Annotated in this window: 28 protein-coding genes and 1 tRNA gene; 15 read left to right on the top strand and 14 right to left on the bottom strand. The window is 65.7% G+C overall.

Annotation, left to right across the window (positions count from 1 at the left end; translation table 11 throughout):
• Nucleotides 1-11: 11 nt before the first annotated feature.
• Nucleotides 12-371, bottom strand: coding sequence for a DUF488 domain-containing protein (locus AC1RWL_RS15860; protein ID WP_493095257.1), 360 nt, complete (start codon nucleotides 369-371; stop codon nucleotides 12-14).
• Nucleotides 372-711: 340 nt separating this feature from the next.
• Between AC1RWL_RS15860 and rnk the strand changes: the two genes are divergently transcribed.
• Nucleotides 712-1,131, top strand: a complete 420-nt coding sequence (gene rnk, locus AC1RWL_RS15855) for a nucleoside diphosphate kinase regulator (RefSeq protein ID WP_493095256.1) — start codon at nucleotides 712-714, stop codon at nucleotides 1,129-1,131.
• 166 nt (nucleotides 1,132-1,297) lie between these two features.
• Complete coding sequence (locus AC1RWL_RS15850) at nucleotides 1,298-1,810, top strand: GreA/GreB family elongation factor (RefSeq protein ID WP_493158399.1); 513 nt, start codon at nucleotides 1,298-1,300, stop codon at nucleotides 1,808-1,810.
• 44 nt (nucleotides 1,811-1,854) lie between these two features.
• Here AC1RWL_RS15850 and AC1RWL_RS15845 read toward each other — a convergent pair whose 3' ends face one another.
• From AC1RWL_RS15845 to AC1RWL_RS15835, 3 genes are all read right to left on the bottom strand, one after another.
• Nucleotides 1,855-3,006: an HPP family protein gene (locus AC1RWL_RS15845; RefSeq protein ID WP_493095319.1), complete on the bottom strand. Its 1,152-nt coding sequence runs from the start codon at nucleotides 3,004-3,006 to the stop codon at nucleotides 1,855-1,857.
• Between the two features lie 176 nt (nucleotides 3,007-3,182).
• Nucleotides 3,183-3,269, bottom strand: a tRNA-Leu gene (locus AC1RWL_RS15840).
• A gap of 79 nt (nucleotides 3,270-3,348) precedes the next feature.
• Nucleotides 3,349-4,782, bottom strand: a complete 1,434-nt coding sequence (locus tag AC1RWL_RS15835; protein ID WP_493095254.1) for a phosphohexomutase domain-containing protein — start codon at nucleotides 4,780-4,782, stop codon at nucleotides 3,349-3,351.
• Between the two features lie 134 nt (nucleotides 4,783-4,916).
• Here AC1RWL_RS15835 and AC1RWL_RS15830 point away from each other — a divergent pair, with 134 nt between their 5' ends.
• Complete coding sequence (locus tag AC1RWL_RS15830) at nucleotides 4,917-5,291, top strand: BA14K family protein (protein WP_439625850.1); 375 nt, start codon at nucleotides 4,917-4,919, stop codon at nucleotides 5,289-5,291.
• A 59-nt stretch (nucleotides 5,292-5,350) separates the two neighbouring features.
• On the opposite strand, the gene AC1RWL_RS15825 is transcribed toward AC1RWL_RS15830, so the two are convergent.
• A complete protein-coding gene (locus tag AC1RWL_RS15825) occupies nucleotides 5,351-5,653 on the bottom strand; it encodes an Rdx family protein (protein WP_256118247.1) in 303 nt (100 codons plus the stop codon).
• 170 nt (nucleotides 5,654-5,823) lie between these two features.
• Here AC1RWL_RS15825 and AC1RWL_RS15820 point away from each other — a divergent pair, with 170 nt between their 5' ends.
• Nucleotides 5,824-6,273: a DoxX family protein gene (locus tag AC1RWL_RS15820; protein WP_493095253.1), complete on the top strand. Its 450-nt coding sequence runs from the start codon at nucleotides 5,824-5,826 to the stop codon at nucleotides 6,271-6,273.
• On the opposite strand, the gene AC1RWL_RS15815 is transcribed toward AC1RWL_RS15820, so the two are convergent.
• A complete protein-coding gene (locus tag AC1RWL_RS15815; RefSeq protein WP_493095252.1) occupies nucleotides 6,264-6,662 on the bottom strand; it encodes a response regulator in 399 nt (132 codons plus the stop codon). The genes AC1RWL_RS15820 and AC1RWL_RS15815 overlap by 10 nt on opposite strands.
• A gap of 189 nt (nucleotides 6,663-6,851) precedes the next feature.
• Between AC1RWL_RS15815 and AC1RWL_RS15810 the strand changes: the two genes are divergently transcribed.
• Nucleotides 6,852-7,613, top strand: a complete 762-nt coding sequence (locus AC1RWL_RS15810; protein ID WP_435266842.1) for a Crp/Fnr family transcriptional regulator — start codon at nucleotides 6,852-6,854, stop codon at nucleotides 7,611-7,613.
• A gap of 57 nt (nucleotides 7,614-7,670) precedes the next feature.
• Here AC1RWL_RS15810 and pyrC read toward each other — a convergent pair whose 3' ends face one another.
• From pyrC to AC1RWL_RS15785, 5 genes are all read right to left on the bottom strand, one after another.
• Nucleotides 7,671-8,711, bottom strand: a complete 1,041-nt coding sequence (gene pyrC, locus AC1RWL_RS15805) for a dihydroorotase (RefSeq protein WP_493095251.1) — start codon at nucleotides 8,709-8,711, stop codon at nucleotides 7,671-7,673.
• A 59-nt stretch (nucleotides 8,712-8,770) separates the two neighbouring features.
• Nucleotides 8,771-9,394 (bottom strand): nucleoside triphosphate hydrolase, encoded by a 624-nt coding sequence (locus AC1RWL_RS15800; RefSeq protein ID WP_493095250.1) that lies wholly within the window; start codon nucleotides 9,392-9,394, stop codon nucleotides 8,771-8,773.
• Nucleotides 9,391-10,164, bottom strand: a complete 774-nt coding sequence (locus tag AC1RWL_RS15795) for an ATP-binding cassette domain-containing protein (RefSeq protein ID WP_435266839.1) — start codon at nucleotides 10,162-10,164, stop codon at nucleotides 9,391-9,393. The genes AC1RWL_RS15800 and AC1RWL_RS15795 overlap by 4 nt, the downstream gene beginning before the upstream one ends.
• A complete protein-coding gene (locus tag AC1RWL_RS15790; RefSeq protein ID WP_256118241.1) occupies nucleotides 10,164-11,264 on the bottom strand; it encodes an ABC transporter permease in 1,101 nt (366 codons plus the stop codon). The genes AC1RWL_RS15795 and AC1RWL_RS15790 overlap by 1 nt, the downstream gene beginning before the upstream one ends.
• Before the next feature lie 265 nt (nucleotides 11,265-11,529).
• Nucleotides 11,530-12,555 (bottom strand): sugar ABC transporter substrate-binding protein, encoded by a 1,026-nt coding sequence (locus AC1RWL_RS15785; RefSeq protein WP_439614787.1) that lies wholly within the window; start codon nucleotides 12,553-12,555, stop codon nucleotides 11,530-11,532.
• 276 nt (nucleotides 12,556-12,831) lie between these two features.
• Here AC1RWL_RS15785 and AC1RWL_RS15780 point away from each other — a divergent pair, with 276 nt between their 5' ends.
• The 4 genes from AC1RWL_RS15780 to AC1RWL_RS15765 all read left to right on the top strand — a co-directional run bounded on the left by AC1RWL_RS15780 (nucleotide 12,832) and on the right by AC1RWL_RS15765 (nucleotide 15,619).
• Nucleotides 12,832-14,061, top strand: a complete 1,230-nt coding sequence (locus tag AC1RWL_RS15780; RefSeq protein ID WP_256118239.1) for an ROK family transcriptional regulator — start codon at nucleotides 12,832-12,834, stop codon at nucleotides 14,059-14,061.
• Nucleotides 14,062-14,490, top strand: a complete 429-nt coding sequence (locus AC1RWL_RS15775; protein WP_435266836.1) for an RbsD/FucU family protein — start codon at nucleotides 14,062-14,064, stop codon at nucleotides 14,488-14,490.
• 98 nt (nucleotides 14,491-14,588) lie between these two features.
• On the top strand, nucleotides 14,589-14,765 hold the full coding sequence (locus tag AC1RWL_RS15770) for a hypothetical protein (RefSeq protein ID WP_319322159.1): 177 nt from the start codon (nucleotides 14,589-14,591) through the stop codon (nucleotides 14,763-14,765).
• Between the two features lie 128 nt (nucleotides 14,766-14,893).
• Nucleotides 14,894-15,619: a type 1 glutamine amidotransferase gene (locus AC1RWL_RS15765; protein WP_493095249.1), complete on the top strand. Its 726-nt coding sequence runs from the start codon at nucleotides 14,894-14,896 to the stop codon at nucleotides 15,617-15,619.
• Here AC1RWL_RS15765 and pdxR read toward each other — a convergent pair.
• Nucleotides 15,616-16,968: a MocR-like pyridoxine biosynthesis transcription factor PdxR gene (gene pdxR, locus AC1RWL_RS15760; RefSeq protein ID WP_493158397.1), complete on the bottom strand. Its 1,353-nt coding sequence runs from the start codon at nucleotides 16,966-16,968 to the stop codon at nucleotides 15,616-15,618. The genes AC1RWL_RS15765 and pdxR overlap by 4 nt on opposite strands.
• A 118-nt stretch (nucleotides 16,969-17,086) precedes the next feature.
• Here pdxR and AC1RWL_RS15755 point away from each other — a divergent pair, with 118 nt between their 5' ends.
• From AC1RWL_RS15755 to AC1RWL_RS15745, 3 genes are all read left to right on the top strand, one after another.
• Complete coding sequence (locus tag AC1RWL_RS15755; RefSeq protein WP_493095247.1) at nucleotides 17,087-17,809, top strand: pyridoxamine 5'-phosphate oxidase family protein; 723 nt, start codon at nucleotides 17,087-17,089, stop codon at nucleotides 17,807-17,809.
• Between the two features lie 314 nt (nucleotides 17,810-18,123).
• Nucleotides 18,124-18,870, top strand: coding sequence for a F0F1 ATP synthase subunit A (locus AC1RWL_RS15750; RefSeq protein WP_493095246.1), 747 nt, complete (start codon nucleotides 18,124-18,126; stop codon nucleotides 18,868-18,870).
• Nucleotides 18,871-18,975: 105 nt separating this feature from the next.
• The gene (locus AC1RWL_RS15745) at nucleotides 18,976-19,194 is read left to right on the top strand and encodes a hypothetical protein (protein WP_493095245.1); all 219 of its coding nucleotides are present in this window, start codon (nucleotides 18,976-18,978) and stop codon (nucleotides 19,192-19,194) included.
• A gap of 34 nt (nucleotides 19,195-19,228) precedes the next feature.
• Here AC1RWL_RS15745 and lepA read toward each other — a convergent pair whose 3' ends face one another.
• The gene (gene lepA, locus AC1RWL_RS15740) at nucleotides 19,229-21,061 is read right to left on the bottom strand and encodes a translation elongation factor 4 (RefSeq protein ID WP_435266828.1); all 1,833 of its coding nucleotides are present in this window, start codon (nucleotides 21,059-21,061) and stop codon (nucleotides 19,229-19,231) included.
• Between the two features lie 61 nt (nucleotides 21,062-21,122).
• Nucleotides 21,123-22,373, bottom strand: a complete 1,251-nt coding sequence (locus tag AC1RWL_RS15735) for an MFS transporter (RefSeq protein ID WP_256118231.1) — start codon at nucleotides 22,371-22,373, stop codon at nucleotides 21,123-21,125.
• Between the two features lie 141 nt (nucleotides 22,374-22,514).
• On the opposite strand from AC1RWL_RS15735, the gene AC1RWL_RS15730 reads away from it, so the two are divergent.
• Genes AC1RWL_RS15730 through AC1RWL_RS15720 form a run of 3 tightly spaced genes read left to right on the top strand, consistent with a single transcriptional unit; the run spans nucleotide 22,515 to nucleotide 24,740 of the window.
• Nucleotides 22,515-23,093, top strand: a complete 579-nt coding sequence (locus AC1RWL_RS15730) for a helix-turn-helix domain-containing protein (protein WP_493095244.1) — start codon at nucleotides 22,515-22,517, stop codon at nucleotides 23,091-23,093.
• 16 nt (nucleotides 23,094-23,109) lie between these two features.
• The gene (locus AC1RWL_RS15725) at nucleotides 23,110-23,637 is read left to right on the top strand and encodes a GNAT family N-acetyltransferase (protein WP_493095243.1); all 528 of its coding nucleotides are present in this window, start codon (nucleotides 23,110-23,112) and stop codon (nucleotides 23,635-23,637) included.
• 47 nt (nucleotides 23,638-23,684) lie between these two features.
• The gene (locus AC1RWL_RS15720; protein WP_493095242.1) at nucleotides 23,685-24,740 is read left to right on the top strand and encodes a 3-carboxy-cis,cis-muconate cycloisomerase; all 1,056 of its coding nucleotides are present in this window, start codon (nucleotides 23,685-23,687) and stop codon (nucleotides 24,738-24,740) included.
• Nucleotides 24,741-24,747: the final 7 nt, after the last annotated feature.

The raw sequence follows: 24,747 nt of genomic DNA, 5'->3' as shown, positions 1-24,747 counted from the left end.
CCCTCGTCTCCTTATCTGGCAAACGAATTCGCCTCGCGCAGCACCTCGGCCAGCACCGCCGCATGATTGAATTCCCGGTTGCGCGAGCCATAGAGCAGCGTGACCATGCCCGCCGCGCTACGCGTGCGCAAAAGGTCCACCACCGGGTTTTCCCGCATCTCCGCGCGATAAAGCTGCTGGAATTCCGCCCAGCGCTCCGGCCTGTGGTCGAACCATTTGCGCAGCTCGGACGTCGGTGCGACATCCTTCAGCCAGTCGTCGAACGCGGCCTTCTCCTTCGACAGGCCGCGCGGCCAAAGGCGGTCGACGAGGATGCGCGCGCCATCCGTCGGGTCGGGCGCGTCGTAGATGCGCTTGATCTGCACGGGCATCGGCCTGCCTCCTGTCATGTCCCCTATTGGAGAGCAGAAAGCGGCCCGTGCTTCAAGCCGGGCCGCGGGGGCGGCGTTCGGCCGCGGCGGCTTGACTTTGCCGGCGGGCTCACGCCATCATGGCCCCATGACGATGACGCACTCCATAGCCCGGTTTCTGAAGCGGTTGTTTCCGCTCGCAGGACACTAGCCCCTCGGCTTGGACGCGTCGCGCCCCGGCCGTGGGGCGATAGCGGTTTCGTCGCGTGACGACAACCGCGCCAGAAGAGCGCGACACATTTCCCCGTTTTCCCTTTACGCGCGCCTGCTGGGCGCCGCGAAACCGTGTCGTGAGGTTTTTATGATCGCCAAGACCAAGGACAGGCGCCTGCCTGCCATCACCATTGCCCGTTCCGAACACGCCCGCCTGTCGAACCTCGCCGACATGCTGGCGGAGCGCGATCCCCATGCCGCAGAGCAGCTCGCCGCCGAACTCGACCGCGCGAAGATCATCGACGACGCGCGTTTGGCGCCCGGCGTGATGCGCATGGGCTCCGTCGCGGAATTCCAGATCGACGAGGAGGCGCCGCAGAGTGCCGAACTGGTGTTCCCGAAGGATGCCGATATTTCCCGCCAGCGCATCTCCGTGCTGACGCCGGTCGGCGCCGCCCTTCTCGGTCTTTCCGCCGGCCAGTCGATCCAGTGGGCGGCGCGTGACGGCCGGGTGCGACGCCTCAGCGTCATCGCCGTTCATGCGGCGGACGAAGCGCGCGCCTCCTGAGGGTTTTGCCGACCATGAAATTCCTCTCCTTCTCTGACGTTGGGCGCATCGGAGGTTGCCTCGTCGCAGGATCGTGACCCCCTGCGCCGCACCCGCGGCCAGGGGGGCTTCTCCACCATGGATTTTGGATGCCCCGCCCAAAGTGCGGGCAGGATGGAGAATGGCGATGGGACAGGATCCCGCGATGCTCACGGCGAGAGACGGATATGTATTGGACAGGATGCTTCGGGAATGGCCGTCGCTCACGCCGGAATGGCTGGCACTCCTGAAGCGCAAGGTGACGGCCGCCCGGTTGCCCCTGGAGGTGCGCGCACCCGTCGATCTGGCGATGATCGATGCGCGCGTGTCGTTCCGCTGCGCCAGCGGGCTTACGGACACGCGCAGCCTATGCCTTCCCGGCACCTATGCGCCGGGCAGCGCCTTCCTGCCGATCACCACCTTCTACGGCCTCGCGCTTCTCGGCCTGCGCGAGGGCCAGTCGATGGCCTTCGACCGGCCGGAGGGACGCCGCGACTGGATCGTGCTGGAGAAGGTGCTCTTCCAGCCGGTTGGCGTGGACGCTGCGCCCTTGGCGCCCAAGCACCCTTTCAAGCTGATCGCCGGCGACCTCGTCGAGCGCGCCTTCAGGGCGGCCAACGAAAACGGCCCCGGAAGAGGTCCGGGGCCGTCTGCTGCCTGAAGGCGGACAAATGGCCCGTCAGATCACGCCACGCGGGGCTTTTGTCAGATGCCCTGCCCGTGGCCGCCCATCAGGCCGTTCGGACCGGTCTGGGAGAGGCTTTTGGCGAGCGTGGCCAGAAGGTCGGTCTGGGAGATGATGCCTGCGACACGGCGCTCGTTATCGACGATGACGACGGCGTGGATGCTGCCGTCCGTCAGGCGCGGCAACAGGCCGATCGCCGGGTCGGAAGCACTCGCGGTCGCAGCCTCGGAGATGGGAAGATGGGCCGCAGGCGCCATGGCGGCGAGTTCGCGCAGGCCCACGGTGCCGAGCAGGCGCCGGTCGCCATCGAGCACGGGCAGGGTGCGGATGTCGTGGTCGAGCAGCAGGGCGCGCGCCTCTTCCGTGGTCGCGTCGGCGGCGACCGTCACCACGTCGCGCGACATGATGTCGGCCGCGGTGAGTTCGCCGCGCTGGCGCAGCAGCGCTTGCAGTTCGACCTGCCGGAGCAGCGTGTCGAGGTCGGCCCGGCTGATGTCGAGCGTCTCGTTCAGGTTGGCAATGGCGGTGTCGATGTCCTCGCTGTTGAACCCAACGCGCAAGGCGGCTGGCGGATCGGCGGTCTTGTGCGTGTTGACGGGGGCGATCGCCTGGCGGTGCGGGTACTGTCGCCCCGCCAGCCGGTGGAACATCATGCCAAGCGCCACGAGGATCAGCGAGTTGATCGCGATCGGCACGAGCGGGAACCAGAAGCCGGCGCGCGTGACGGCAGCACCCCCAATGACGGCCGTCAGGGCCGCGGCCCCGCCCGGCGGATGCAGGCAGCGGGTCAGCGACATGACCAGGATGGCGAGCGCCACGGCAAGGCCGATGGCGATGGTCGGGTCGGTCACGAGCATGGTGACGGTGACACCGACAAAGGCGGAGATCGTGTTGCCGCCGACGATCGACCACGGCTGGGCAAGCGGGCTTGCAGGCACCGCGAAGAGCAGCACGGCGGAGGCGCCGATGGGCGCGACGATCAGCGGAAGATGCGGCCCCTGGCCCATGAAGAGGCCGCAGACGAGGCCGGTCAGGCAGATGCCGATCAGGGCGCCGAGGCAGCCGATCAGGCGTTCCTTGAGCGTGGCGCCGGCGAGAATGGGAAAGAAGAGCCGGAACTTGGACAGAATGCCCGGTTTCTGGGCATCGTGCTGGGGAGGGGCCACGATGATCCTGATCTTGAAAAGGCAGATGACTATTTTCTAGGCTTATGTGCCGATCACGCCGAGGACGCAAGGGAGATTTTGCTTCGCCCTGGAGGAGGGCGAGAGCGGCAAATCGCAGGAAACAAAAAAGCCCGGCAAGGCCGGGCTTTTTGCAACATCCGGAAAAATCCGGATTGGGAATTTGGTGCCCAGAAGAGGACTCGAACCTCCACACCCTTTCGAGTACCAGCACCTGAAGCTGGCGCGTCTACCAATTCCGCCATCTGGGCGACGGAGAGCCATGTAGAAGGCCCGCACTCTTGTGTCAACAGGCTTTTTGAAGTTTTTGCAACAGCTTGGCGAAAACCGTCATTCGCGGCCGAGTGCCCATTCGCGAATGCGCGCCAGCCCGGCCGCGAGCAACCGGGCAGCGGCGGCCTCATCCCTGGCCTCCACATAGCAGCGCATTTCCGGCGCATTGCCGGAGGGGCGGAAGTGGATGACGCTGGCATCGTCCAGCGTCACGCGCAGCCCGTCGATATCGCTTGTCTTCATCGGCACGCCGATGGGGGCGAGGAAGGCGGACAGCGCGCCGGCGCTCGATCGCAGCTCCGCCATCAGGGCGGCGCTGGTTTCGACGGGAAAGTGCTCCAGCCGGTCGCTGGCGGCCGCGGGCAGCGCGAAGCCGGCGGCGATCTGCGAGAGGGGCCGGTCTTCCGCAGCGGCGACCGAGAGCACCGCGAGCACCGGCATCAGGCTGTCGCGGGTCGGAAGGGGGGCGAGTGCGTGGCCGTTCACGGTGAAGGGGGTGGCGGTCAGCGTGCCGCCATTCGCCTCGAAGCCGACGACGGCGGTTTCTCCGCCGGCGACCGCCTCGTTCATCGTGGCGATGACGAAGGGCGAGCCGACCCTGGTGCGCAGCACCTTGCCGGCGACGGCCGCCTCGATGCCGGAATTCGAGGTGACCGGCGTGGCCACAGTGGTCGCGCCGAGGAAGCGGCTGGCGACGAGGCCGACGAGATCGCCGCGGATCGGCGTGCCGGTCTCGTCGGTGACGAGCGGCCGGTCGCCGTCGCCGTCGGCCGAGATGATGGCGTGCAGGCCGTGCTGCACGGCCCAGCCTTGCATAAGTGCCACGGTCTCGGCGGAAACCGCCTCCGTATCGACCGGGATGAAGGTCTCCGACCGGCCCAGCGCCACGACATCGGCGCCGTAGTGGATGAGCACCGCGGCGAAGAGGTCGCGCGCCACCGTCGAATGCTGGTAGACGCCGACCCGGAGGCCGGCGAGGCTGCCTTCCGGCAGCAGCGCGCGGTTGCGTGCGTCGTAGAGCGCCGTGGCCTCGGCGTGCAGGTCGTCCGCGGCCTCCTGAACGGCGTCGAAAACCGTGTTTTCCGCGCGGATCGCCTCGGCGGCGGCGGTGATGGCGGCTTCGTCCGCCTTGTCGATCTCGCCGTCCGGCCGGTAGAATTTGATGCCGTTTCGGTCGGCGGGGATGTGCGAACCCGTCACCATCAGGCAGGCGGCTTTTCGGGCAAGACCAGTGAGGGCGAGCGCTGGCGTCGGCAGCGCGCCGCAGTCGCGCGGGCGAAAACCGGCCTTGCGAAGGGCCGCGATGGCGATTGCCGAAATCCCCGGGCTGGAGGCGCGAAAATCGCGACCGATGAGGATCTCGTCACCCTCCCGCGCGAGGCCAGCGGCCAGCAGGTGGCGGGCAAAGGCGGTGGCATAGAGCGCGGTGGCAGGCCCTTCGAGATCGACCGACAGGCCGCGCAGGCCGCTGGTTCCGAATTTCAGGCTCATGCGGTCACCTCGTGTCTCTTGCGGGCCGGTCTTCTTACGGCGCGGCGCGACCATGAATAAAACAAAATGCGTGAACGTAATGCAAAGCAGGGACGTGACAGGGAAGTATCCCGCCAGGAACAGTGAGGATCAACATGTTGAAGATTCGAAATCTCGTTTTCGGTTGCGCGATGGGGATTGCCTCCGCGATCGCGCCCATGGGGGCGGCTCAGGCCGTTCCTCTTGCCGTACCGAAGGTTGAGACGAAAAGCGACGTCACGCAGGCGCAGGTGCAGTTCTGCTACGGCTACGGCTGCGAACGTCGTTACAATCGTCGCCACTACCGGCCGTATTACGGCGGTTACGAGCGACGCTACTATCGTCCGCGCTACGAGCGGCCGCGCTATTACGGCGGACGCGGGGCGCATACGGAATGGTGCTCGAACCGCTATCGCACCTACGACCCCTATACCAACCGCTACCATGCCGGCGGCGGCGTCTATCGCCTGTGCTATTCGCCTTATCGGTAAGCGACAGGCGACCTCGGTTCATCGAACGAACGGCGGGCTTCTTGCCCGCCGTTTGCGTTTCAGCCGGGCGTGCTGTCGGCCACACGGTCGGTATGGCCGAGATCGCGGTCGGGTTCGATGACGTCACGCACGCGCTGCTTCAGCTCCTTCGGCCCCGGAAAACCGCCGTCGCGCTTGCGCTCCCAGACGAGCGCATCGCCGACGCGGATCTCGAAATTGCCGCCGGTTCCGGGAATGAGCGCCACCTCGCCGAGCGAACCGGAAAAGGTCGACAAAAGCTCCTGCGCCATCCAGCCGGCGCGAAGCAGCCAGTTGCACTGGGTACAGTAGAGAATGGAAACGCGCGGCTTTTCCCCGGTCATGGTCACCTCCTGTCGATATGAGAAAAACATATAGCAGGGCGGGCCGCTTAGCACGCGATCCGTTCACAACAATGTCAACTCAATTTATCAGGTTTTACCGCCGGACATCTTGTCGCAGCCACGGTCCTGTCGGAGAGGTGTTGCACTGCAACATACAGACAGGACATCCCATGACGGACTTTTCCACCTCCCGCCCGCGCCTCATCATTCCCTCGCTCGGCAGCATCTATTCGGCGCTTGGCGAAAGCGCGGAAACGATCCTGCGCGTGGCGGCCGGCCTGCTTCTCGTCACGCATGGCTACGGCAAGATCCTGAACCCCTTCGGCGCAAGCGGCATGGTCGAAAGCCTTGGCTTCTACCCCGGTGCCTTCTGGTCGCCGCTCTTGTCCGCCACCGAATTCTTCGGCGGCATCCTGATCGCCATTGGCCTCTTCACGCGCCCCGCCGCCTTCGCGGCGATGATCGTGCTGGCCGTCACCGTCTATTTCCACGGCATCGTGCAGGCCGAAGGCCTGATGGGCGCGGAAAAGTCCATCCTCTGGGCGCTGATCATGTTCTATTTCGTCATCCACGGCGCAAACAGCCACTCGGTCGACGCCAAGCTCGGCCGTCAGTTCTGATCCGTCTCTTCGCGCGGCTGTGGCTTTTCACGCAGCCGCGCCTTGACGAGCGCGACCAGTGTCTCGCCGTCATAGGGCTTGCGGGCGACGGGAATGACCTCGAAGCCCGCGACGCCCTCGCGGTGGATCTCGCCCACGGTGGTGAACAGCAGCGGCACGCGCGCCTCGATCAGGCGTTCGATGCGCGCCGTGATCCGCGTCGCATCGAGCGGCACGTCGAGCAGGCACAGGTCGATATCCGCCAGCGCCGCCGCATCCCACTGGTCGAGCTGCTCAGGCCGCAGCAGTGAAATGCGGCAATCGAGCGCCGCCTTGATCAGATATTCCGCGTCGAGCGCAATCAGGAATTCGCGTTCGGCGATCAAGATGTGCGGAAGAGATGGTTCCATGGCGCCGCACTCCTCATCCATGCGAACAGCCGGAATCACCGGCGGTTTTGGAGGCGGAATGTGGGCTGAGGACGGTGTACTGTCATTTAAAAAAGACATAGTGTTTGGTCGCGCGGAACAAGTGCGCATCCTTCACGTTCAGCAAGCCAGCCCGGCGCTCAGGGCTGTGAACGGAAGGGGCAAGACAATATGGCGAGCAGCACGGCGGGCAACCATCCCTCGAAATGGCGCACGCCCTGCCATCAGTGTCCCTTGCGAGACCTGTCGGGCTTCCGCGATTTTTCCGCCAAGGAACTCGACTTCGTCTCGCAGTTCAAAAGCGGCGAATTGTCGAGCGAGCGCGGCGCCACCATCCTCGTCGAGGGCATGCACAGCGCGCACCTTTTTACGGTGCTGTCCGGCTGGGCGTTTCGCTACAAGCTTTTACCGGATGGCCGCCGGCAGATCATGAACTATGTGCTGCCCGGCGACCTGCTTGGCCTGCAAGGCAGCCTGATGGGGGAGATGGATCATTCCGTCGAGGCGCTGACGCCGGTCACGCTCTGTGTCTTTGAACGCTCCAAGCTGGAGCGCCTGTTCGAGCGTCATGCGTCGCTCGGCTACGACCTGACCTGGATCGCCGCGCATGAGGAGCGCATCCTCGACGAGCACCTGCTCAGCGTCGGCCGGCGCACGGCGCTGGAGCGTACGGCCTATCTCCTGTCCTTCATCCACCAGCGGGCGCATTCGGCTGGCGTCAATGGCGGCCGGCGTGTCATTCCGATCACCCAGCAGCATGTCGCCGACACGCTCGGCCTGTCGCTCGTTCATACCAACAAGACGCTGCGCAAGCTCTCCGACCGCAAGCTGATGCGCTGGCAGGACAAGGGCTGCGAAATCCTCGATGGGGACGGCCTTCAGGCTCTCGCCGGCTGGGAAGGGCTGAAAGAAGGTGCGCGCCCCTTTATCTAGCGCTTTTATAGGCGCAATTCCGGACGCAAAACTGCTTCACACTTTTGCTGGAATTGCTCAGGCCACGTCCCAGTGCAGCGGGAACATCGGGTCGAACACCGTCACCGGCCCCGCCCCCGTCTCGATCTTCGCCGGGAAGGCGACAGGTTCGGCCCGTTTCACCAGGCGGATCGTCTCTTCGTTGACCGGCAGGCCGTACCAAGCCGGGCCGTTCAGCGAGGCGAAGGCTTCCAGCGTGTCGAGTGCGCCGTCCTGTTCGAACACATGGGCGAGGCAGCTCATCGTGTTGATCGAGGTGTAGATGCCGGCGCAGCCGCAGGCGCATTCCTTCAACGGATCGACATGCGGCGCCGAATCGGTGCCGAGGAAGAAGCGCTTGTCGCCGGAGGTCGCGGCTGCGCGCAGCGCCAGCCGGTGCTCCTCGCGCTTGGCGACGGGCAGGCAGTAATAATGCGGGCGGATGCCGCCGACCAGGATGGCGTTGCGGTTGATGATCAGGTGATGCGTGGTGATCGAGCCGGCGAGGTTCGCCTTCTCGGCCTTGATATAGTCGACGCCGTTTTTCGTCGTGACGTGCTCCATCGTCACGCGCAATTCCGGCAGGCGGTTGCGCAGCGGGTCCAGCACCGTCTCGATGAACACGGCCTCGCGGTCGAAGATATCGACCTCCGGCGTCGTGACCTCGCCGTGCACGCAGAGCGTCAGGCCGATCTTCGCCATGCGTTCCAGCACCGGCATGGCCTTGTCCATATCCCGCACGCCGCCATGCGAATTGGTGGTCGCGCCAGCCGGATAGAGTTTTACGGCGCGGATCAGGCCGCTTTCGTAGCCGGCTTCCACGTCGTCGGGGTCGGTGTGCTCGGTGAGATAGAGCGTCATCAGCGGCTCGAACCGGTCGCCCTCGGGAAGGGCGGCGAGGATGCGGTCGCGATAGGCGGTTGCATCCGCAGTGGTGACGACCGGCGGCACCAGGTTCGGCATGATGATCGCGCGGGCGAAATGGCGGCTCGTGTCGCCGATCACGCCTTCCAGCATGACGCCGTCGCGCAGGTGCAGGTGCCAGTCGTCCGGCCGGCGGATGGTCAGTTCAGTGGTCATCGGTCATCTCCCGCGTGTTGCGGCTGCGATAGCATCCGCGGGCGGCAACGACAATCGCCTCAGAAGGTGTCGATGGTGAGATCGGCGGGGCGAGAGTTCTCCAGGATGCGCTTCCCGTTCGGCAGGTCGTTGCCGTAGAGCTTCCAGCCGATCTGGTCCTCCGGCAGCGCATAGCCCATCCAGCGCCGGCGCAGCCGTTCCTCCAGCACGGGGTAGGGCGGGCCGACGAAGATGGTAAAGTCGAACTTGCCGTCGAGCCCGTCCCAGGGCGCGTCCTTGAAGAGCAGGTAATTGCCCTCGGCGAGGATGAAGCGGGTTTCGCGCGGGATGGCGCGGGCGGCATTGATGGCGATCTCGCGCGATCGGTCGAAAACCGGCACCAGCACTTCGCCCTCGGCCCGTTTCAGCGCGGTGACGATATCGATGAAGCCGCGGCCGTCGAAGGATTCCGGGGCGCCCTTGCGCGGCAGCAGGCCGCGCTCGGCGAGAATGCCGTTGTCCATGTGAAACCCGTCCATCGGCAGGATTTCGGCGCTCTCGCCGCGGGCGACAAGGCCGTCGCGCAAGGCCTCGGCGAGCGTCGATTTTCCAGCGGCCGGCGGGCCGGCGAGGCCGACGAGGAAGCGGCGCGCGTCCCCCGCGCGCCGCTGGAGTGCATCCACGATGGTGGCGGGCGAGATCATGCGGCAATCGCCTCCGCCGGCAGCTTGGCGCCGGTCATGAAGGCGACGGCGTCGGACATGGTGTAGTCCTTGGGGTTGATGACCGTCAGCCGCCGGCCGAGCCGGTGGATGTGGATGCGGTCCGCGACCTCGAAGACATGCGGCATGTTGTGCGAGATCAGCACGATCGGAATGCCACGCCGGCGCACGTCGAGGATGAGTTCCAGCACGCGCCGGCTCTCCTTGACGCCAAGTGCGGCCGTCGGTTCATCGAGAATGATGACCTTCGAGCCGAAGGCGGCGGCGCGCGCCACCGCCACACCCTGGCGCTGGCCGCCCGACAGCGTCTCCACCGCCTGGTTGATGTTCTGGATCGTCATCAGCCCGAGTTCCGAAAGCTTGTCGCGGGCGAACTTCTCCATCGCCGAGCGGTCGAGCTTGCGGAACCACTGGCCCATGACGCCCGGTTTGCGCAATTCGCGGCCGAGGAACATGTTGTCGGCGATCGACAATGCCGGCGACAGTGCGAGGTTCTGGTAGACGGTCTCGATGCCGGCCTTGCGCGCCTCGATCGGCGAGCGGAAGTTGATCACCTGGCCCTGCAGGCGGATTTCGCCCTCGTCCGGCGTGATGGCGCCGGAGATCGCCTTGATCATCGAGGACTTGCCGGCCCCGTTGTCGCCGATCACGGCGAGGATTTCGCCGGGATAGAGGTCGAAGTCGGCATGGTCGAGGGCGGTGACGCGGCCGTAGCGCTTGACGAGACCGCGCGCGGTGAGAATGGGTTCCATCAGCCTGCTACCTTTCTGATCCACTGGTCGATTGCGACTGCCGAGATGATGAGGACGCCGATCAGGAGATAGGTCCATTGCGGGTCCGTGCCGATGAGGCGAAGGCCGAGCGAGAAGACGCCGACGATCAGCGCCCCGAAGATCATGCCGAGGATGGAGCCGCGCCCGCCGAAGAGCGAGATGCCACCGATCACCACGGCCGTGATCGATTCGATATTGGCGAACTGGCCGGCCGTCGGCGAGACCGAACCGATGCGGCCGATGAGCGCCCAGCCGGCGAGCGCGCAGATGAGACCGGAGAGCGTGTAGATCGAGACCAGCATGCGCTTGACGTTGACGCCGGCGAGTTCCGCCGCATCCGGGTCGTCGCCGACCGCATAGACGTGGCGGCCCCAGGCGGTGTGGTTGAGCACGTACCAGAGCAGCGCCACGAGCAGCACCATGGCGATGACGCCATAGGTGAAGACCGCGCTGCCGAGCTTGAGGTTGTTGCCGAAGAACTGGAGGAGCGGCGCCTGCGAGGAAATGTCCTGCGAGCGGATCGTCTCGTTGGCCGAATAGAGGAAGTTCGAGGCGAGGATGATCTGCCACATGCCGAGCGTGACGATGAAGGGCGGCAGCTTCATGCGGGCGACGAGCAGGCCGTTGATGTAGCCGCAGAGCGCGCCGCAGGCGAGCCCGCAGAGGACGGCGACCGTCGGCGGCAGGCCGTAGCGGAAGGTGAACTGGCCCATCACGACCGAGGACAGCACCATGATGGCGCCGACCGAAAGGTCGATGCCGGCCGTCAGGATGACCAGCGTCTGCGCGGCGCCGACGATGCCGACGATCGCCACCTGCTGGAGGATCAGCGTCAGCGTGAAGGCGGAGAAGAACTTTCCGCCGAGAATGACGCCGAAGATGGCCACCGACAGAACGAGCACGATGAGCGGCACGGCCGCCGGGCTCGAATGCAGGAAATGCTGGAATTTCTGGATGGGCGTCTTGTCGTGCGTGTCGAAGGATGCGACCTGCGTCGCGCTGCCGGACAGCACCTTCTCGAATTCCTGCGATGGCTGCGAGGGTTGCGAACCCTGCGAGGCCGTCGTTGTCTCAGTCATGATCCAGTTCCTCCCCTTCCGGGTGCCGACCGTCGCGGCTTTGCCGGATGAAATGGTGTACGGACGCACCGATCGGGCGCTTTTCGCGCACCTGCCGCCATTTTTGGGCGGTCTCCTCCCCAAGCGGTCCCGGCTGTCGCCGTCGCCTGCCGAAGAAGGGTGCCCATGTCTTGTGCGAATGTCAAAGCAGGGTGCGTTTCACGCGGACCCCATCCGTCCGTAGCGGAATGCCGGCCCGGTCAGCCCGGGCCGGCGTGGTGGAGCATCAGCCCCAGCACTTGTCCTTGCCGGCCTTGGTGTCGATGGATTCGACGCCGGCTGCCGGCTTGTCGGTCACGAGCGTCACGCCCGTGTCGAAGAAGTCCTTGCCTTCGGTGGCCTTCGGCTTCTCGCCGGTGTCGGCGAACTTCTTGATCGCCTCGATGCCGAGCGCCGCCATCATCAGCGGGTACTGCTGCGAGGTCGCGCCGATAACGCCGTCCGCGACGTTCTGCACGCCCGGGCAACCGCCGTCGACCGATACGATCAGCACGTCGCCTTCCTTGCCGACGGCCTTCAGCGCTTCATAGGCGCCGGCTGCTGCCGGTTCGTTGATGGTGTGCACGACATTGATGGACGGATCCTTCTGGAGAAGGTTTTCCATGGCGGTGCGGCCGCCTTCCTCGTTGCCGTTGGTCACGTCATGGCCGACGATGCGGGCATCGTCCTCGTCGCCGATCTTGCCGATGTCCTTAACGTCGATGCCAAAACCCTTCATGAAGCCCTGGTTGCGCAGCACGTCGACCGAAGGCTGTGAGGGCGTCAGGTTGAGGAAGGCGATCTTGGCGTCCTTGGCGGCGTCGCCGAGGGTGGCGGCAGCCCACTTGCCGATCAGTTCGCCAGCGAGCAGGTTGTCGGTGGCAAAGGTCATGTCGGCGCTGTCGACTGGCTCCAGCGGTGTGTCGAGCGCGATGACCAGCAGGCCGGCGTCACGCGCCTTCTGCACGGAGGGAACGATGCCCTTGGTGTCGGACGCGGCGATCAGGATGCCCTTCGCGCCGTCCGCGATGCAGGTCTCGATTGCCGCGACCTGGCTTTCCGAATCGCCGTCGATCTTGCCGGCATAGGCCTTCAGCGTCACGCCGATTTCCTTGGCCTTGGCTTCGGCGCCTTCCTTCATCTTGACGAAGAAGGGGTTGGTGTCGGTCTTGGTGATCAGGCAGGCGGTGGTGTCGGCGGCGAGAGCCGGCGAGGAGAAGGCGACGCCGAGCGCGAGCGCGCCGAGAGCGGCGGAAATGATGGTTTTCTTCATGGTAATCCTCCCAAGGACAGAACGGGATGCGCCCCTCTCCTGGGGCCATCCGGTCGCAGGGTGGCCAGCAGCTCCTCCGCCGGCAGACCTCGCTTCCGACCGTGAAAAGAGCACCAAAAGAAATCGCTGTCAATAAATAAATCGAATTGAATTATTAATCCAATGTGTCATGCTCCAGCAAAACAAGGGCGTGTCGTTTCCGGTGGAAGAGCGGAACGGCAGCCGATAAGAGGACGGGAGAGGCGCAGGACGCCGCGACCGGCACGGGAGGAGACGATGAGAAAGAATGCCGCGACGGCACCCGCCGCGCCGGCCGAAATCCTCGACCCGAGCGGGGGCGCCAATCAGGTGCGCGTGCGGGCCTATAACGAGCGCCTGGTCATGTCGCTGGTGCGCCGGCACGGCAGCCTCTCGAAGGCCGAGATCGCGCGGCGCAGCGGCCTTTCTGCCCAGACCGTGACGGTCATCATGCGCGCGCTGGAGGCCGAAGGCCTGCTGATGCGCGGCGCGCCGATGCGCGGCAAGGTCGGCCAGCCCTCCGTGCCCATGCGGCTCAATCCCGATGCCGTCTATTCCTTCGGCCTGAAGATCGGCCGCCGCAGCGCCGATCTCGTCATGATGGATTTCGTTGGCGGCATCCGCCGGCAGGTCCGCCGTACCTTCGCCTATCCCATGCCCGGCCCGCTGCTCGCCTTCGTGCAAGAGGGGCTTGCCGAGCTGGAAGCCGCGATCACCCCGCAGGAGCGCGCCCGCATCGCCGGTTTCGGCGTCGCCGCCCCCTTCGAGCTGTGGAGCTGGGCAAGCGAGGTGGGCGCGCCCCAGGCCGACATGGACCAATGGCGCGGCGTCGACCTGGAGGCGGAGATCGCCCGGCGCGTGCCCTATCCGGTCGTCTTGCAGAACGACGCCACCAGTGCCTGCGCCGCCGAGCTCGTCTTCGGCCTCGGCCCGCAATATCCGGATTTCCTCTATCTGTTCATCGGCTCCTTCATCGGCGGCGGCGTGGTGCTGAATTCCGCGCTCTTCACCGGTCGCACCGGCACGGCCGGCGCCATCGGCCCGCTGCCCGTGCAGGGCCGCGACGGCGAGACCGTGCAGCTCCTGAAGATCGCCTCGATCTACCGGCTGGAGAATCTTCTGCGCGAGCACGGCATCGATCCGAAGCCGCTCTGGTATTCGCCCGACGACTGGATCGAATTCGGCGCGCCGCTCGAAATCTGGATCGACGACATGGCGGCAGCACTCGCTCAAGCAGTTGTCGCGTCGGCCTCCGTCATCGACTTTTCCGCCGTTATCATCGACGGCGGCTTCCCGGCCTGGGTGCGTGAACGCGTGGTTGCCGCAACACGCGCCGCCGTCGCCCGCCTCGACCTGCAAGGCGTCACCCTGCCCGAAATCCTCGAAGGCGCCGTCGGCAGCCACGCCCGCTCGATCGGCGGTGCCAGCCTGCCGCTGTTCTCCCGCTATCTTCCCGACCAGAACGTCCTCTTCAAGGAGCTTGCCTGAATGCTGAAAGGTATCGACCCCATCCTGAGCCCGGAGCTGCTGTCGACGCTGCGCGCCATGGGCCATGGCGACGAGATCGCCATCGTCGACGGCAATTATCCGGGCGTCGAACATGCCCGTCGCCTCATCCGCCTCGACGGCGTGCCGCTTCTACCCGTGCTCAACGCCGTGCTCTCGGTGCTGCCGATCGACGATTTCGTCGACGAGGCGATCTTCCGCTCCACCTTCCGCCAGGAGCGCGACACGCTTCAGCCCGTGCACCACGAGATCATCGATTGCTGCGCCCGCCGCGAGCCGACACGCACCGTCGTGCCGCTGGTCGGCGCCGATTTCTACAACCGAGTGCGCGCCGCCCATACGCTGGTGCAGACGAGCGAACCGCGGCTCTATGCAAATGTGATCCTGCGCAAGGGCGTCATCTATCCCTGACCCTGTTCCATCCGGAACAGCGGGCGGCGGGGCGATGTGGGAAAGTCTGATCACTGGATGAGAGAGGCTCATCCCTCACAGAGATCAGGAGAGACCCCATGCGCAAGTTCATCGTTTCCGCCACCGTTGCCCTCGTTGCAGCCGTTTCCTTCGCCGCTCCCTCGCAGGCCGGCTACTACAGCTACGGCTATGAACCCTATTGCTTCATCAAGAAGGTGAAGTCCTACGACTACTACGGCAATGTTATCATCAAGAAGATCAAGGTTTGCCGTTGATTTCTTCCTTCCGTCGATCCTCCCCGCCTTGCCCGGCTCGAAAGAGCCGGGTTCTTTCTGTTCGAAACCCTTGAACGAAGCGAAAGGGCGTGATTGTGTCGCGTCCTATCGAAAAGCAGGAGTTTCACATGCGGGTGCTGGTGGTGGAAAACGACAAGGTGACCCTTCTCGGTCAGATCGGTGTCGCGCTGGAAGAGGCGGGCGCCGAGATCGAGATCTGCCGGCCGCATGCCGGGGACGCCATCCCCGCCGACGAGACGAACCATGACGCCATCGTCGTGATGGGCGGCCCGCAGAACGCCCGCGACGACGAACGCCACGCCTATCTGCCGGCGCTGGCCGGGCTGATGCGCCGCTTCGGCGATGCGGAGAAATCGGTGCTCGGCGTCTGTCTCGGCAGCCAGCTCCTGGCGCGCGCCTATGGCGCGGAAAACCTCATCGGCACGGCGCCGGAATTCGGCTGGTGCACGGTCGCGCTGACGAAGGACGGTGCCGGCGATCCGGTTCTCTCGGCCGCTAATGCCGACTTCCCGATCTTCCAGTGGCACAGCGACACCTTTGCGCTGCCGGAAGGCGCCATGCGGCTCGCCACCAACGGCGCCGCGGAAAACCAGGCCTTTCGCATCGGCCGCGCCGTCTACGGCACGCAGTTTCATTTCGAAGCCAGCCGCACCGTCGTCGATGAATGGGTGAGCACGTTCGGCGCCCTCATTCCGACGCTTGCGCCCGGCTGGCTCGAACAGCGCGAGACGCTCGCCGCCGAAAACGGCCCCAGCGCCGATGCCACCGGCCTTGCCATCGCCCGCGCCTGGGTCGCCACCATCGCCGCCGCCGAGTCCCGCCGCGTCGCCTAGTTGCCTGAGATTGCCGCGGCGAAGCGCGTCGCCGCGGCATGCAGCACCTCCGGCGCAAAGCCGGAAAAGCCGATGACCAGACCCTGCCGCGGCGGGTTGGTGACCGCCATGGACGACAGCGCCCGCACACCGAGCCCGGCCTTGCGCGCAATCTCCACCGCCGCCGTATCGGCAAGCGAATCGGGCAGGCCGGCGACCAGGTGCAGGCCCTGGTCGGGCACGCCGACCGAGAGGTTTTTCGCCGCCGAAAGCCCCGCGACCAGCGCATCGCGCGCCGCCTGCGCGTGCCGTCGGGCGCGGCGCAGATGGGCGGCGAAATGGCCCTCGCGCAGGAGATCGGTCAGCGCCGCTTCGGCAAGCGTCGGCGGGCTGCGGTCGGTGCGGCTGCGCAGCGCCATGACCTCTTCGAGCAGCGGGTCCGGGATGACGGCATAGCCGAGACGCAGCCCCGGAAACAGCACCTTGGAGAAGGTGCCGAGATAGATGACGCGGCCGCTGTCGTCCATGCCCTGCATGGCGGCGAGCGGCGGGCCGGCAAAGCGGAACTCGCTGTCATAGTCGTCCTCGATGATCCAGCCGCCGGTCTCGCGCGCCCAGTCGATCAGGGCGAGCCGGCGGCGCATGCTCATGGTCACGCCGAGCGGGAACTGGTGCGACGGCGTCACATAGACCGCCCGCGCCCCCGCCGTCGCGAGCGATATGTCGGCGCCCTCGGCATCCACCGCGAGGCCGGAAAGGTCGAGGCCCGCGCCGGCAAAGGCGGCCCGCGCGCTCGGATAACAGGGGTCCTCGACCATCACCCGGTCGCCCGGCCGAAGCGCGCTGCGGATGACGAGGTCGATGCCCTGCTGCGTGCCGGTCGTGATGACGATCGACTGCGCCTCGCAGCGCACGCCGCGTGCCTGCCGCAGATAGGCGGCGACCGCCTGGCGCAGCGCCGCCCCGCCGCGCGGATCGCCATAATAGAAATGTTCCGGGCCGGGGCGGGCGAGATGGCGCGCCAGCAGCGTGCGAAACAGGTTGAGCGTGCGCGCATCGGCCATCGCCACGCCAAGCGTGCCGGGCAGCGGCATTTTCGCCTCGATGTTTTCCGTCTCCACCGGCAGAGCGGATTTCACGACGGGCACCCGGTCGGCGACGAAGGTGCCGGCGCCCGTGCGCGCCACGGCATAACCTTCGGCGATCAGCGTTTCGAAGGCCGCGACCACGCTGCCGCGTGCGATCTTCAGCCGTCCCGCAAGGTCACGCGACGGCGGCAGCTTGCTGCCCGCCGGAATGGTCCCCGCCTCGATCAGCCGGCGCAGTTCCCTGTAAAGCGCCGGCGTGCGTTTGCCCGCCGCCGGCAGCACGGGAATAAGCGATGACCAGTCCGGCAGATTGGTCCTGATTTTTTGATCAGGATTGGTGCTTTTTCGATCCAATGGCATGGCGCACCATGGCGGCACCCTGTTTGAAAGGCAAGACCGCATGCGTGCAGACACCGAAACCGCCGCCTATCCCATCACCCCCCGCAACCGCGTCAAGCGCATGCATGAACGCGGCAGCTACGACCGGCAGGCGGTGCACGCCATCCTCGATGCGGCCATGCTCTGCAACGTCGCCTATGTCATCGACGGCCAGCCCTATGCGACGCCGACGCTGTTCTGGCGCAAGGGCGATACGCTCTACTGGCACGGCTCGTCGGCCAGCCGCATGCTGCGCCACCTCAAGGCCGGCACGCCCGCCTGCCTCACCGTCGCCCATCTCGACGGGCTGGTGCTGGCGCGCTCCGGCTTCAACCATTCGGCCAACTACCGCTCCGCCATGTGTTTCGGCACCGCGCGCCTCGTCGAGGATTCTGACGAAAAGATCGAGGCGATGCGCGACGTCGTCGACCGTTTCTATCCCGGCCGCAGCGCCCTGCTGCGGCCCATCACGCCGCAGGAGGCCAAGGCGACGACGATCATCGCCATGCCGATCGACGAGGCCGCCGCAAAAGTGCGCGCCAAGGGCGTGGGAGACGACGAGGTGGATTTTGCCCTGCCGATCTGGGCCGGCGTCATCCCCGTGACGACCGTGCTCGGTGCCGTCGAAACCTGTCCCCGGCTGGTAGAAGGCGTCGAACCGCCAGAAATGCTCGGCCTTTTCCCGCCGGGCGGGCGGCTTGATACGTCGCTCCTCGCCGGCCAGGACGCCTACGAAGAGGCTTAGCCGGCTACTAAATACGACGGCGGGACCGACATCGTTCCAGCTGAGATGACGCAGGCGTGATCGCGGCCGGTGGCAGGATGGCTTGCCACCGGCGCGCGCAACCGCTAGAGAACCCGCGCGCTGGACGACCAGAGCCTTGTTCGTTCCGGGGACGGCCCCTTATCTCGCAGTCGAGATAGGATGGCCCCGCGTGAACCCTTCACTCCCTACCGTTCCAAAATCAGCCGCACGCCTGTCGCGTGCCGTACATCGCCGCGCCGCGATCACGGCGCGCGCATTTTCCTTGCGTCCTGCTGCCTTTCCAAGGAAATCCGATGGCCGGACCCATTGAGCAATTCGAGATCAAGCCGCTTGTGCCCTTCCAGATCGGCGGGCTCGACCTGAGCTTCACCAATTCCGCCGCCTACATGGTGCTGACTGTGGCGGTGGCGAGCGCCTTCCTGCTCTTGGCCACGCGCCGGCGCGGGCTGGTGCCCGGTCGCTTACAGGCGAGCGCCGAGATGCTCTACGAATTCGTCGCGGCGACGCTTCGGGCTAATGCGGGCGAGCGGGGCATGCGCTTCTTCCCGCTGGTCTTCTCGCTCTTCCTGTTCATCCTCGTCGCCAACCTCGTCGGCATGTTCCCCTATGCCTTCACGGTGACGAGCCACCTCATCGTCACCTTCGCACTCGCCATGCTGGTCTTTGCCACGGTCACCCTCTACGGCTTGTTCAGGCACGGTGCCGGGTTCCTGAAACTGTTCGTGCCGGAGGGCGTGCCGCTGATCCTGACGCCGATCATCGTGCCGATCGAAGTGATTTCCTATCTCTCCCGCCCCGTCAGCCATTCCGTGCGCCTCTTCGCCGTCATGCTGGCCGGCCATATCACGCTGAAAGTCTTCGCAGGCTTCGTCGTCTCTATGGGCGGCCTCGGCACGCTCGGCATGCTGGGCGCAGTGCTGCCGCTCGCCATGACCGTGGCGCTGACGGCGCTGGAACTGCTGATGGCGATCATCCAGGCCTACGTCTTCACCATGCTCACCTGCATGTACCTGAACGACGCGCTGCATCCCGGCCACTAAGACAGATCCGGCCCGTGCCGAAACGGCACAGGGTCGGGATTTTCCCGTTCACGCGATGGAAAGGCCCACGCCGTAAAAAGGCATTGCATCAACGAGGCCTCCGCAATGCAGATCACCGGCATCATGAACACGGCCCGCCAGGGCATGGCGACGGAAACCGCGCGGGTCGGCACGGCCGCCCGCAACATCGCGAGCGGCACCGGCGATCCGGCAATGGATATGCTCGATCTGGTCTCAGCCGAAATCGGCTTCCGCGCCAACGCCGCCGTCTTCGAGACGGGCGCGGACCTCTGGGAAGTCCTCGCGACCATCAAGCGGGACTAGCGCAAAGAAAAAGGGAGGCCAGAGCCTCCCTTTGTTATTCGTCGCCCATCTTGAGCGCCGCGATGAACGCTTCCTGCGGGATTTCCACCTTGCCGAACTGGCGCATGCGCTTCTTGCCCGCCTTCTGCTTGTCGAGCAGCTTGCGCTTGCGGGTGGCGTCGCCGCCATAGCACTTGGCGGTCACGTCCTTGCGAAGCGCCGAGATGGTCTCGCGGGCAATCACGTTGCCGCCGATGGCGGCCTGGATCGGGATCTTGAACATGTGCTTCGGGATCAGCTCCTTGAGCTTCTCGCACATGTCGCGGCCGCGCTTTTCGGCGGCCATGCGGTGCACCATCATCGACAGCGCATCCACCGGCTCGCCGTTCACCAGGATCGACATCTTCACCAGATGGCCTTCCTGATGGTTGGTGATGGCGTAGTCGAACGAGGCATAGCCCTTGGAAATCGACTTCAGCCGGTCGTAGAAATCGAAGACAACTTCGTTGAGCGGCAGGTCGTAGGTCAGCATCGCGCGGGTGCCGACGTAGGTGAGTTCCACCTGGATGCCGCGGCGATCCTGGCACAGCTTCAGGATGCCGCCGAGATAATCGTCCGGCGTCAGGATGGTGGCGCGGATCCACGGCTCGTGGATTTCCGAGATTTTCACGACATCCGGCATGTCGGCCGGGTTGTGCAGCTCACGCTCGCTGCCATCCGTCATGAACAGCTTGTAGACGACCGACGGTGCGGTCGCGATCAGGTCGAGGTCGAATTCGCGCTCGAGGCGTTCCTGAACGATTTCGAGATGCAGCAGCCCGAGGAAGCCGCAGCGGAAACCGAAGCCGAGCGCGGCCGAGGATTCCATTTCGAAGGAGAAGGACGCATCGTTGAGACGGAGCTTCCCCATGGCGGCGCGCAGGTCCTCGAAATCGGCGGCATCGACCGGGAACAGGCCGCAGAACACCACCGGCTGCGCCGGCTTGAAGCCCGGCAGCATGTGGGCGGTCGGGCGCTTGTCCTCGGTGATCGTGTCGCCGACGCGGGTATCGGCCACTTCCTTGATGGAGGCGGTGATGAAGCCGATCTCGCCGGGGCCGAGCGCCTCGACGGTGACCATCTTCGGCGTGATGACGCCGACGCGTTCCACTTGGTACTTCGCGTCCGTGCCCATCATGCGGATGGTCTGGCCCTTTTTCAGCACGCCATCGAGAATGCGCACGAGCACGATAACGCCGAGATAGGTGTCGTACCAGCTATCGACCAAGAGCGCCTTCAGCGGCGCGGTCTCGCCGCCCTCGCTCTTCGGCGCGGGCAGCTGGTGGACGATGGCTTCCAGTACATCGGGAATGCCAAGGCCGGTCTTGGCCGAAATCAGCACGGCCTGCGATGCGTCAATGCCGATGACTTCCTCGATCTGCTCGCGGATGCGGTCGGGCTCGGCGGCCGGCAGGTCGATCTTGTTGAGGACGGTGACGATCTCATGGTTGTTGTCGATCGCCTGGTAGACATTGGCGAGCGTCTGCGCCTCGACGCCCTGCGAGGCATCCACCACGAGAAGCGAACCTTCGCAGGCCGACAGCGAGCGCGACACTTCATAGGCGAAGTCGACATGGCCGGGCGTGTCGATGAGGTTGAGGACGTAGGTCTCGCCATTGTTGGCGACATAGTGCAGGCGCACCGTCTGCGCCTTGATGGTGATGCCGCGTTCCTTCTCGATATCCATGTTATCGAGAACCTGTTCCGACATTTCGCGCGCGGCAAGGCCGCCGGTCGTCTGGATCAGACGGTCGGCGAGCGTCGATTTGCCGTGGTCGATATGGGCCACGATCGAGAAATTGCGGATATGGTCGAGGGGCGTCGAAGAATTGGTGCTCATGCGCGCCATATAGCAGCGGCCGAGATTCCCGCAAAGCGGTAAATGAACCGTTGTATGGCCGGAATGTCCGCTATTCCCGGGCGTTTTCGCCCTCGACGAGCGCGCCGGCATTCGGCACCTGCGCACTTCTGATTTCGAAGCTTTCCCGCGCCGCCACCGGCACGGTCTCGCGACGACGCAGGCGATGGGCGACGAAGGCGGCGTAGAGCAGCGCCACGGCCATCGCGGCATAGATGAAGGTCTTGGGCCCGTAGATGGGGGTGAGCGCCGTGACCGCCAGCGGAACCAGCGTCGCAGACGCCGACCAGGCGACGAGCAGGGTCGAGGCGAGCGGCACGAAATCCTCCGGATCCGTGCGGTCGTTGGCATGCGCATTGGCGATCGAATAGACGCTTTCGACCGCACCGGCCCACAGCGCGAAGACCAGCATCAGGATGAAGAACGCCTGGAAGGAGACGAAAAGCGCCACGACCGCCGTGCCGGCGATCAAAAGGCAGGTGAAGATCAGCACGATGCGCCGGTCGATGCGGTCGGACAGCGTGCCGAGCGGATATTGCACGAAGATCAGGCCGAACTGCATGACGAACATCAGGAGCGCCACGTCCGTCTGGCCGACATTGTTGGTGGCGGCATAGATCGGCGTAAAGCCCTGCACGACCATGGAAAGCCCGCCGGCGGCAAGAACGCCGATCAGCGCCACCGGCGAATTGCGCCACGTCATGGCGAAATCGACGCTGACGCGGGCGGGTGCCGGCGGCGTCGGCAGGCGCGTCAGGCCGATCGGCAGCAGCGCGATGGTGGTGACGAAGATGGTGACGAGCGGCGCGAGGTTGCCATCCGCCGGCATCTGCCCGAACAGCCATGCGCCGACGCCAAGGCCCAGTACATAGGCCATGTAGAAGAACGACATGGCCTTGCCGCGCCAGCGGTTGTCGGCCGCATGGTTCAGCCAGCTCTGCGTGATGATGAAGTTGGAATTGCCCGCCATGCCATAGATGCAGCGCGCGAGCACCCAGAGGAGCGGGTTGACCCCGAGCGCCACGAGGAAGGCGGCGATGATGACGAGGGCGAGCGAGCAGGAAAAGGCGCGGGCATGGCCGACGCGCCGGATGACCGGGCCGGCGATGACGCAGCCGACGAGCCCGCCGAAGGCAATGGCCGTGACAGCGGCACCCGGCGCCCAGGAGGGTGCGACGGCGCGCGACAGCACATAGGGCACATAGGCGAGCATGATGCCGTTGCCGATCGCCACGAAGGTCATCGAAACGACGATGGCGGTGATGGAGAAGAGCGACGATGCCCGTTGCGTCTCACCTGTCATCCGTCCGTCCTCCCGATTCTGCCGCGCCACCTTATCCGCCCGCCCGGTGTCGCATTGTCGCCGGAGCGGCATGGCCGGAATTTATTTTCAGATCGGGTCATGCCGGTTGACTCCATTATAAGAGATAATTATTCCATAATAATGGAAAACGACACCGACCCCTTGGAAAGCGCCATCGGCGAGCGGCTGCGGCTGCTGCGCACCGCGCGCAACCAGACGCTGGACGACCTCGCCAGTGCCTCGGGCGTCAGCCGGGCGATGATCTCGCGCATCGAGCGCGGCGAGGCGAGCCCGACGGCACAGCTGCTGTCACGGCTCTGCGCCGCGCTGGACCTGACGCTCTCCGCCTTCTTCGCCTTTTCGCAGGGCGACGGCGAACCGCTGTCGCGGCGCGAGAAACAGACCGTCTGGCGCGATCCGGAGACGGGTTACCAGCGCCGCGCCGTCTCGCCGCCGAACACCGCGTCGCGCGTCGAGGTGATCGACGTGGAATTTCCTGCGGGTGCCCGCATCGCCTATCCGCCGGAGACGGCGAAGGCGGGCATGACGCAGCATGTCTGGCTGTTTTCCGGCACGCTCCGCATGACGATCGCCGGAACGGTACACGACCTCGCCCCCGGCGATTGCCTCTACATGAGCATCACCGAGGGCCATGTCTTCGAAAATCCCGGCACCGAGCCGGCCCATTATGCCGTGGTGCTGGACCGCGGCCGCAACTGAGATAGTCGAGGAAACGATGAGCGACATAAGGCTGCTCGATCATGAGGAAACCCGCGCCCGGCTGAGCGAACTTGCCGAAGTGCTGTCGGATTGCGTCACCGGCGGCGCCTCCGTCGGCTTCATGGCACCCTATGGGCCGGCCGATGCGCTGCCCTTCTGGGAGGGTGTCGCGGCCGCGGTCGGCGAGGATGCGACCCTGCTTTTTGCCGCCGAGCGGGCCGGCCGTATCGTCGGCACCGTGCAGGTCGGCATTCGCCAGATGCCGAACCAGCCGCACCGGGCGGATCTGAAGAAACTGCTGGTAATGGAGAGCGAGCGCGGCCGCGGCCTCGCCCGCGCCCTCATGGCAGCCGCTGAAACCGAAGCCGCTCGGCGTGGCAAGACCGTGCTCGTGCTCGACACTGCCACCGGCAGCCCCGCCGAAACCCTCTACGAGAAGCTCGGCTGGAAACGCGCCGGCGTCATTCCGGACTATGCGCTCTACCCCGATGGCCGCTATTGTGCGACGACGTTTTTCTACAAGCGGATCGGGGAGGGCGCGTAGGCTTCAGTGCCAAACCCCGTTCCACCTCTTTTATGGACACGGGACCCATGACCTTTTCTCCCTTCGACCACCCTTATCTTTCCGGTCTCCTGGGTGACGGCGAGATCGCCGCGCTGTTTTCGGCTGCTGCCGAACTGGAAGCCATGCTCGCCTTCGAGGTGGCGCTCGCAAAGGCGGAGGCGGCAGAAGGCGTGATCCCGCAGGACGCCGCCCTGGCGATTTCGGACACTGCGCACCGCTTCTCCCCCGACATTGCGAGCCTGCGGACGGCAACCGCCCGCGACGGCGTCGTCATTCCGGATCTGGTGCGCCAGTTGCGCGCCGCCGTCGGCGAGCCGCACGGCAAACACGTCCATGTCGGCGCTACCAGCCAGGACGTCATCGACAGCGGGCTGATGCTGCGGCTCGCGCGCGTGCTGCCGATCCTCGAAAGCCGGCTGGAGGCACTCGCCGCCAGCCTTGATGGCCTCGCCGCCGCGTTTGGCGACCGGCCGCTGATGGGCCGCACCCGCATGCAGGCGGCAATCGAAATTACGGTCACGGACCGCATCGAATCGTGGCGGTCACCGCTCGCGCGCCATGCCGGCCGGCTGGAAGACTTCGCCAAGGACGGCCTTGCGGTGCAGTTCGGCGGCGCGGCCGGCACACTGGAAAAGCTGGGCGCCAAGGGGCCGGCGGTGCGCGCGGCGCTCGCCCGCGAACTCGGCCTCGCCGATGCCCTCCAATGGCACAGCCAGCGCGACCGGATCGGCGATCTCGCCGGCTTCCTCGCGGCCATGACCGGCAGCCTCGGCAAGCTCGGCCAGGACATGGCGCTGATGGCCGATCGCGGCGACGAGATTGCGCTTGCCGGCGGCGGCGGGTCCTCCGCCATGCCCCACAAGCAGAACCCGGTCGGCGCCGAAGTGCTCGTCACGCTCGCCCGCTTCAATGCCGCCCAGCTCGGCGGGCTCGCCCAGGCCGCAGTGCACGAGCAGGAGCGCTCGGGGGCGGCCTGGACGCTCGAATGGCTGATCCTGCCGCAGATGGTCGCTGCCACGGGCGTATCCCTTCGCTTGGCCGGCGATCTCATCGCCTCCGTCAAGCGGCTGGGTGCGGTATAGGTCAAAT

The organism is Shinella sp. GW821-FHT10F02 (assembly GCF_058809275.1).
The sequence above is the reverse complement of the archived record's forward strand: the minus strand, read 5'-3'. Positions and strand labels throughout refer to the sequence as shown.

Coding starts and splice junctions, on each gene's coding strand:
- AC1RWL_RS15860 (WP_493095257.1), bottom strand. CDS start 371: ATGCCCGTGCAGATCAAGCGCATCTACGACGCGCCCGACCCGACGGAT.
- rnk (WP_493095256.1), top strand. CDS start 712: ATGATCGCCAAGACCAAGGACAGGCGCCTGCCTGCCATCACCATTGCC.
- AC1RWL_RS15850 (WP_493158399.1), top strand. CDS start 1,298: ATGGGACAGGATCCCGCGATGCTCACGGCGAGAGACGGATATGTATTG.
- AC1RWL_RS15835 (WP_493095254.1), bottom strand. CDS start 4,782: ATGAGCCTGAAATTCGGAACCAGCGGCCTGCGCGGCCTGTCGGTCGAT.
- AC1RWL_RS15830 (WP_439625850.1), top strand. CDS start 4,917: ATGTTGAAGATTCGAAATCTCGTTTTCGGTTGCGCGATGGGGATTGCC.
- AC1RWL_RS15825 (WP_256118247.1), bottom strand. CDS start 5,653: ATGACCGGGGAAAAGCCGCGCGTTTCCATTCTCTACTGTACCCAGTGC.
- AC1RWL_RS15820 (WP_493095253.1), top strand. CDS start 5,824: ATGACGGACTTTTCCACCTCCCGCCCGCGCCTCATCATTCCCTCGCTC.
- AC1RWL_RS15815 (WP_493095252.1), bottom strand. CDS start 6,662: ATGGAACCATCTCTTCCGCACATCTTGATCGCCGAACGCGAATTCCTG.
- AC1RWL_RS15810 (WP_435266842.1), top strand. CDS start 6,852: ATGGCGAGCAGCACGGCGGGCAACCATCCCTCGAAATGGCGCACGCCC.
- pyrC (WP_493095251.1), bottom strand. CDS start 8,711: ATGACCACTGAACTGACCATCCGCCGGCCGGACGACTGGCACCTGCAC.
- AC1RWL_RS15800 (WP_493095250.1), bottom strand. CDS start 9,394: ATGATCTCGCCCGCCACCATCGTGGATGCACTCCAGCGGCGCGCGGGG.
- AC1RWL_RS15795 (WP_435266839.1), bottom strand. CDS start 10,164: ATGGAACCCATTCTCACCGCGCGCGGTCTCGTCAAGCGCTACGGCCGC.
- AC1RWL_RS15790 (WP_256118241.1), bottom strand. CDS start 11,264: ATGACTGAGACAACGACGGCCTCGCAGGGTTCGCAACCCTCGCAGCCA.
- AC1RWL_RS15785 (WP_439614787.1), bottom strand. CDS start 12,555: ATGAAGAAAACCATCATTTCCGCCGCTCTCGGCGCGCTCGCGCTCGGC.
- AC1RWL_RS15780 (WP_256118239.1), top strand. CDS start 12,832: ATGAGAAAGAATGCCGCGACGGCACCCGCCGCGCCGGCCGAAATCCTC.
- AC1RWL_RS15775 (WP_435266836.1), top strand. CDS start 14,062: ATGCTGAAAGGTATCGACCCCATCCTGAGCCCGGAGCTGCTGTCGACG.
- AC1RWL_RS15770 (WP_319322159.1), top strand. CDS start 14,589: ATGCGCAAGTTCATCGTTTCCGCCACCGTTGCCCTCGTTGCAGCCGTT.
- AC1RWL_RS15765 (WP_493095249.1), top strand. CDS start 14,894: ATGCGGGTGCTGGTGGTGGAAAACGACAAGGTGACCCTTCTCGGTCAG.
- AC1RWL_RS15755 (WP_493095247.1), top strand. CDS start 17,087: ATGCGTGCAGACACCGAAACCGCCGCCTATCCCATCACCCCCCGCAAC.
- AC1RWL_RS15750 (WP_493095246.1), top strand. CDS start 18,124: ATGGCCGGACCCATTGAGCAATTCGAGATCAAGCCGCTTGTGCCCTTC.
- AC1RWL_RS15745 (WP_493095245.1), top strand. CDS start 18,976: ATGCAGATCACCGGCATCATGAACACGGCCCGCCAGGGCATGGCGACG.
- lepA (WP_435266828.1), bottom strand. CDS start 21,061: ATGGCGCGCATGAGCACCAATTCTTCGACGCCCCTCGACCATATCCGC.
- AC1RWL_RS15735 (WP_256118231.1), bottom strand. CDS start 22,373: ATGACAGGTGAGACGCAACGGGCATCGTCGCTCTTCTCCATCACCGCC.
- AC1RWL_RS15730 (WP_493095244.1), top strand. CDS start 22,515: ATGGAAAACGACACCGACCCCTTGGAAAGCGCCATCGGCGAGCGGCTG.
- AC1RWL_RS15725 (WP_493095243.1), top strand. CDS start 23,110: ATGAGCGACATAAGGCTGCTCGATCATGAGGAAACCCGCGCCCGGCTG.
- AC1RWL_RS15720 (WP_493095242.1), top strand. CDS start 23,685: ATGACCTTTTCTCCCTTCGACCACCCTTATCTTTCCGGTCTCCTGGGT.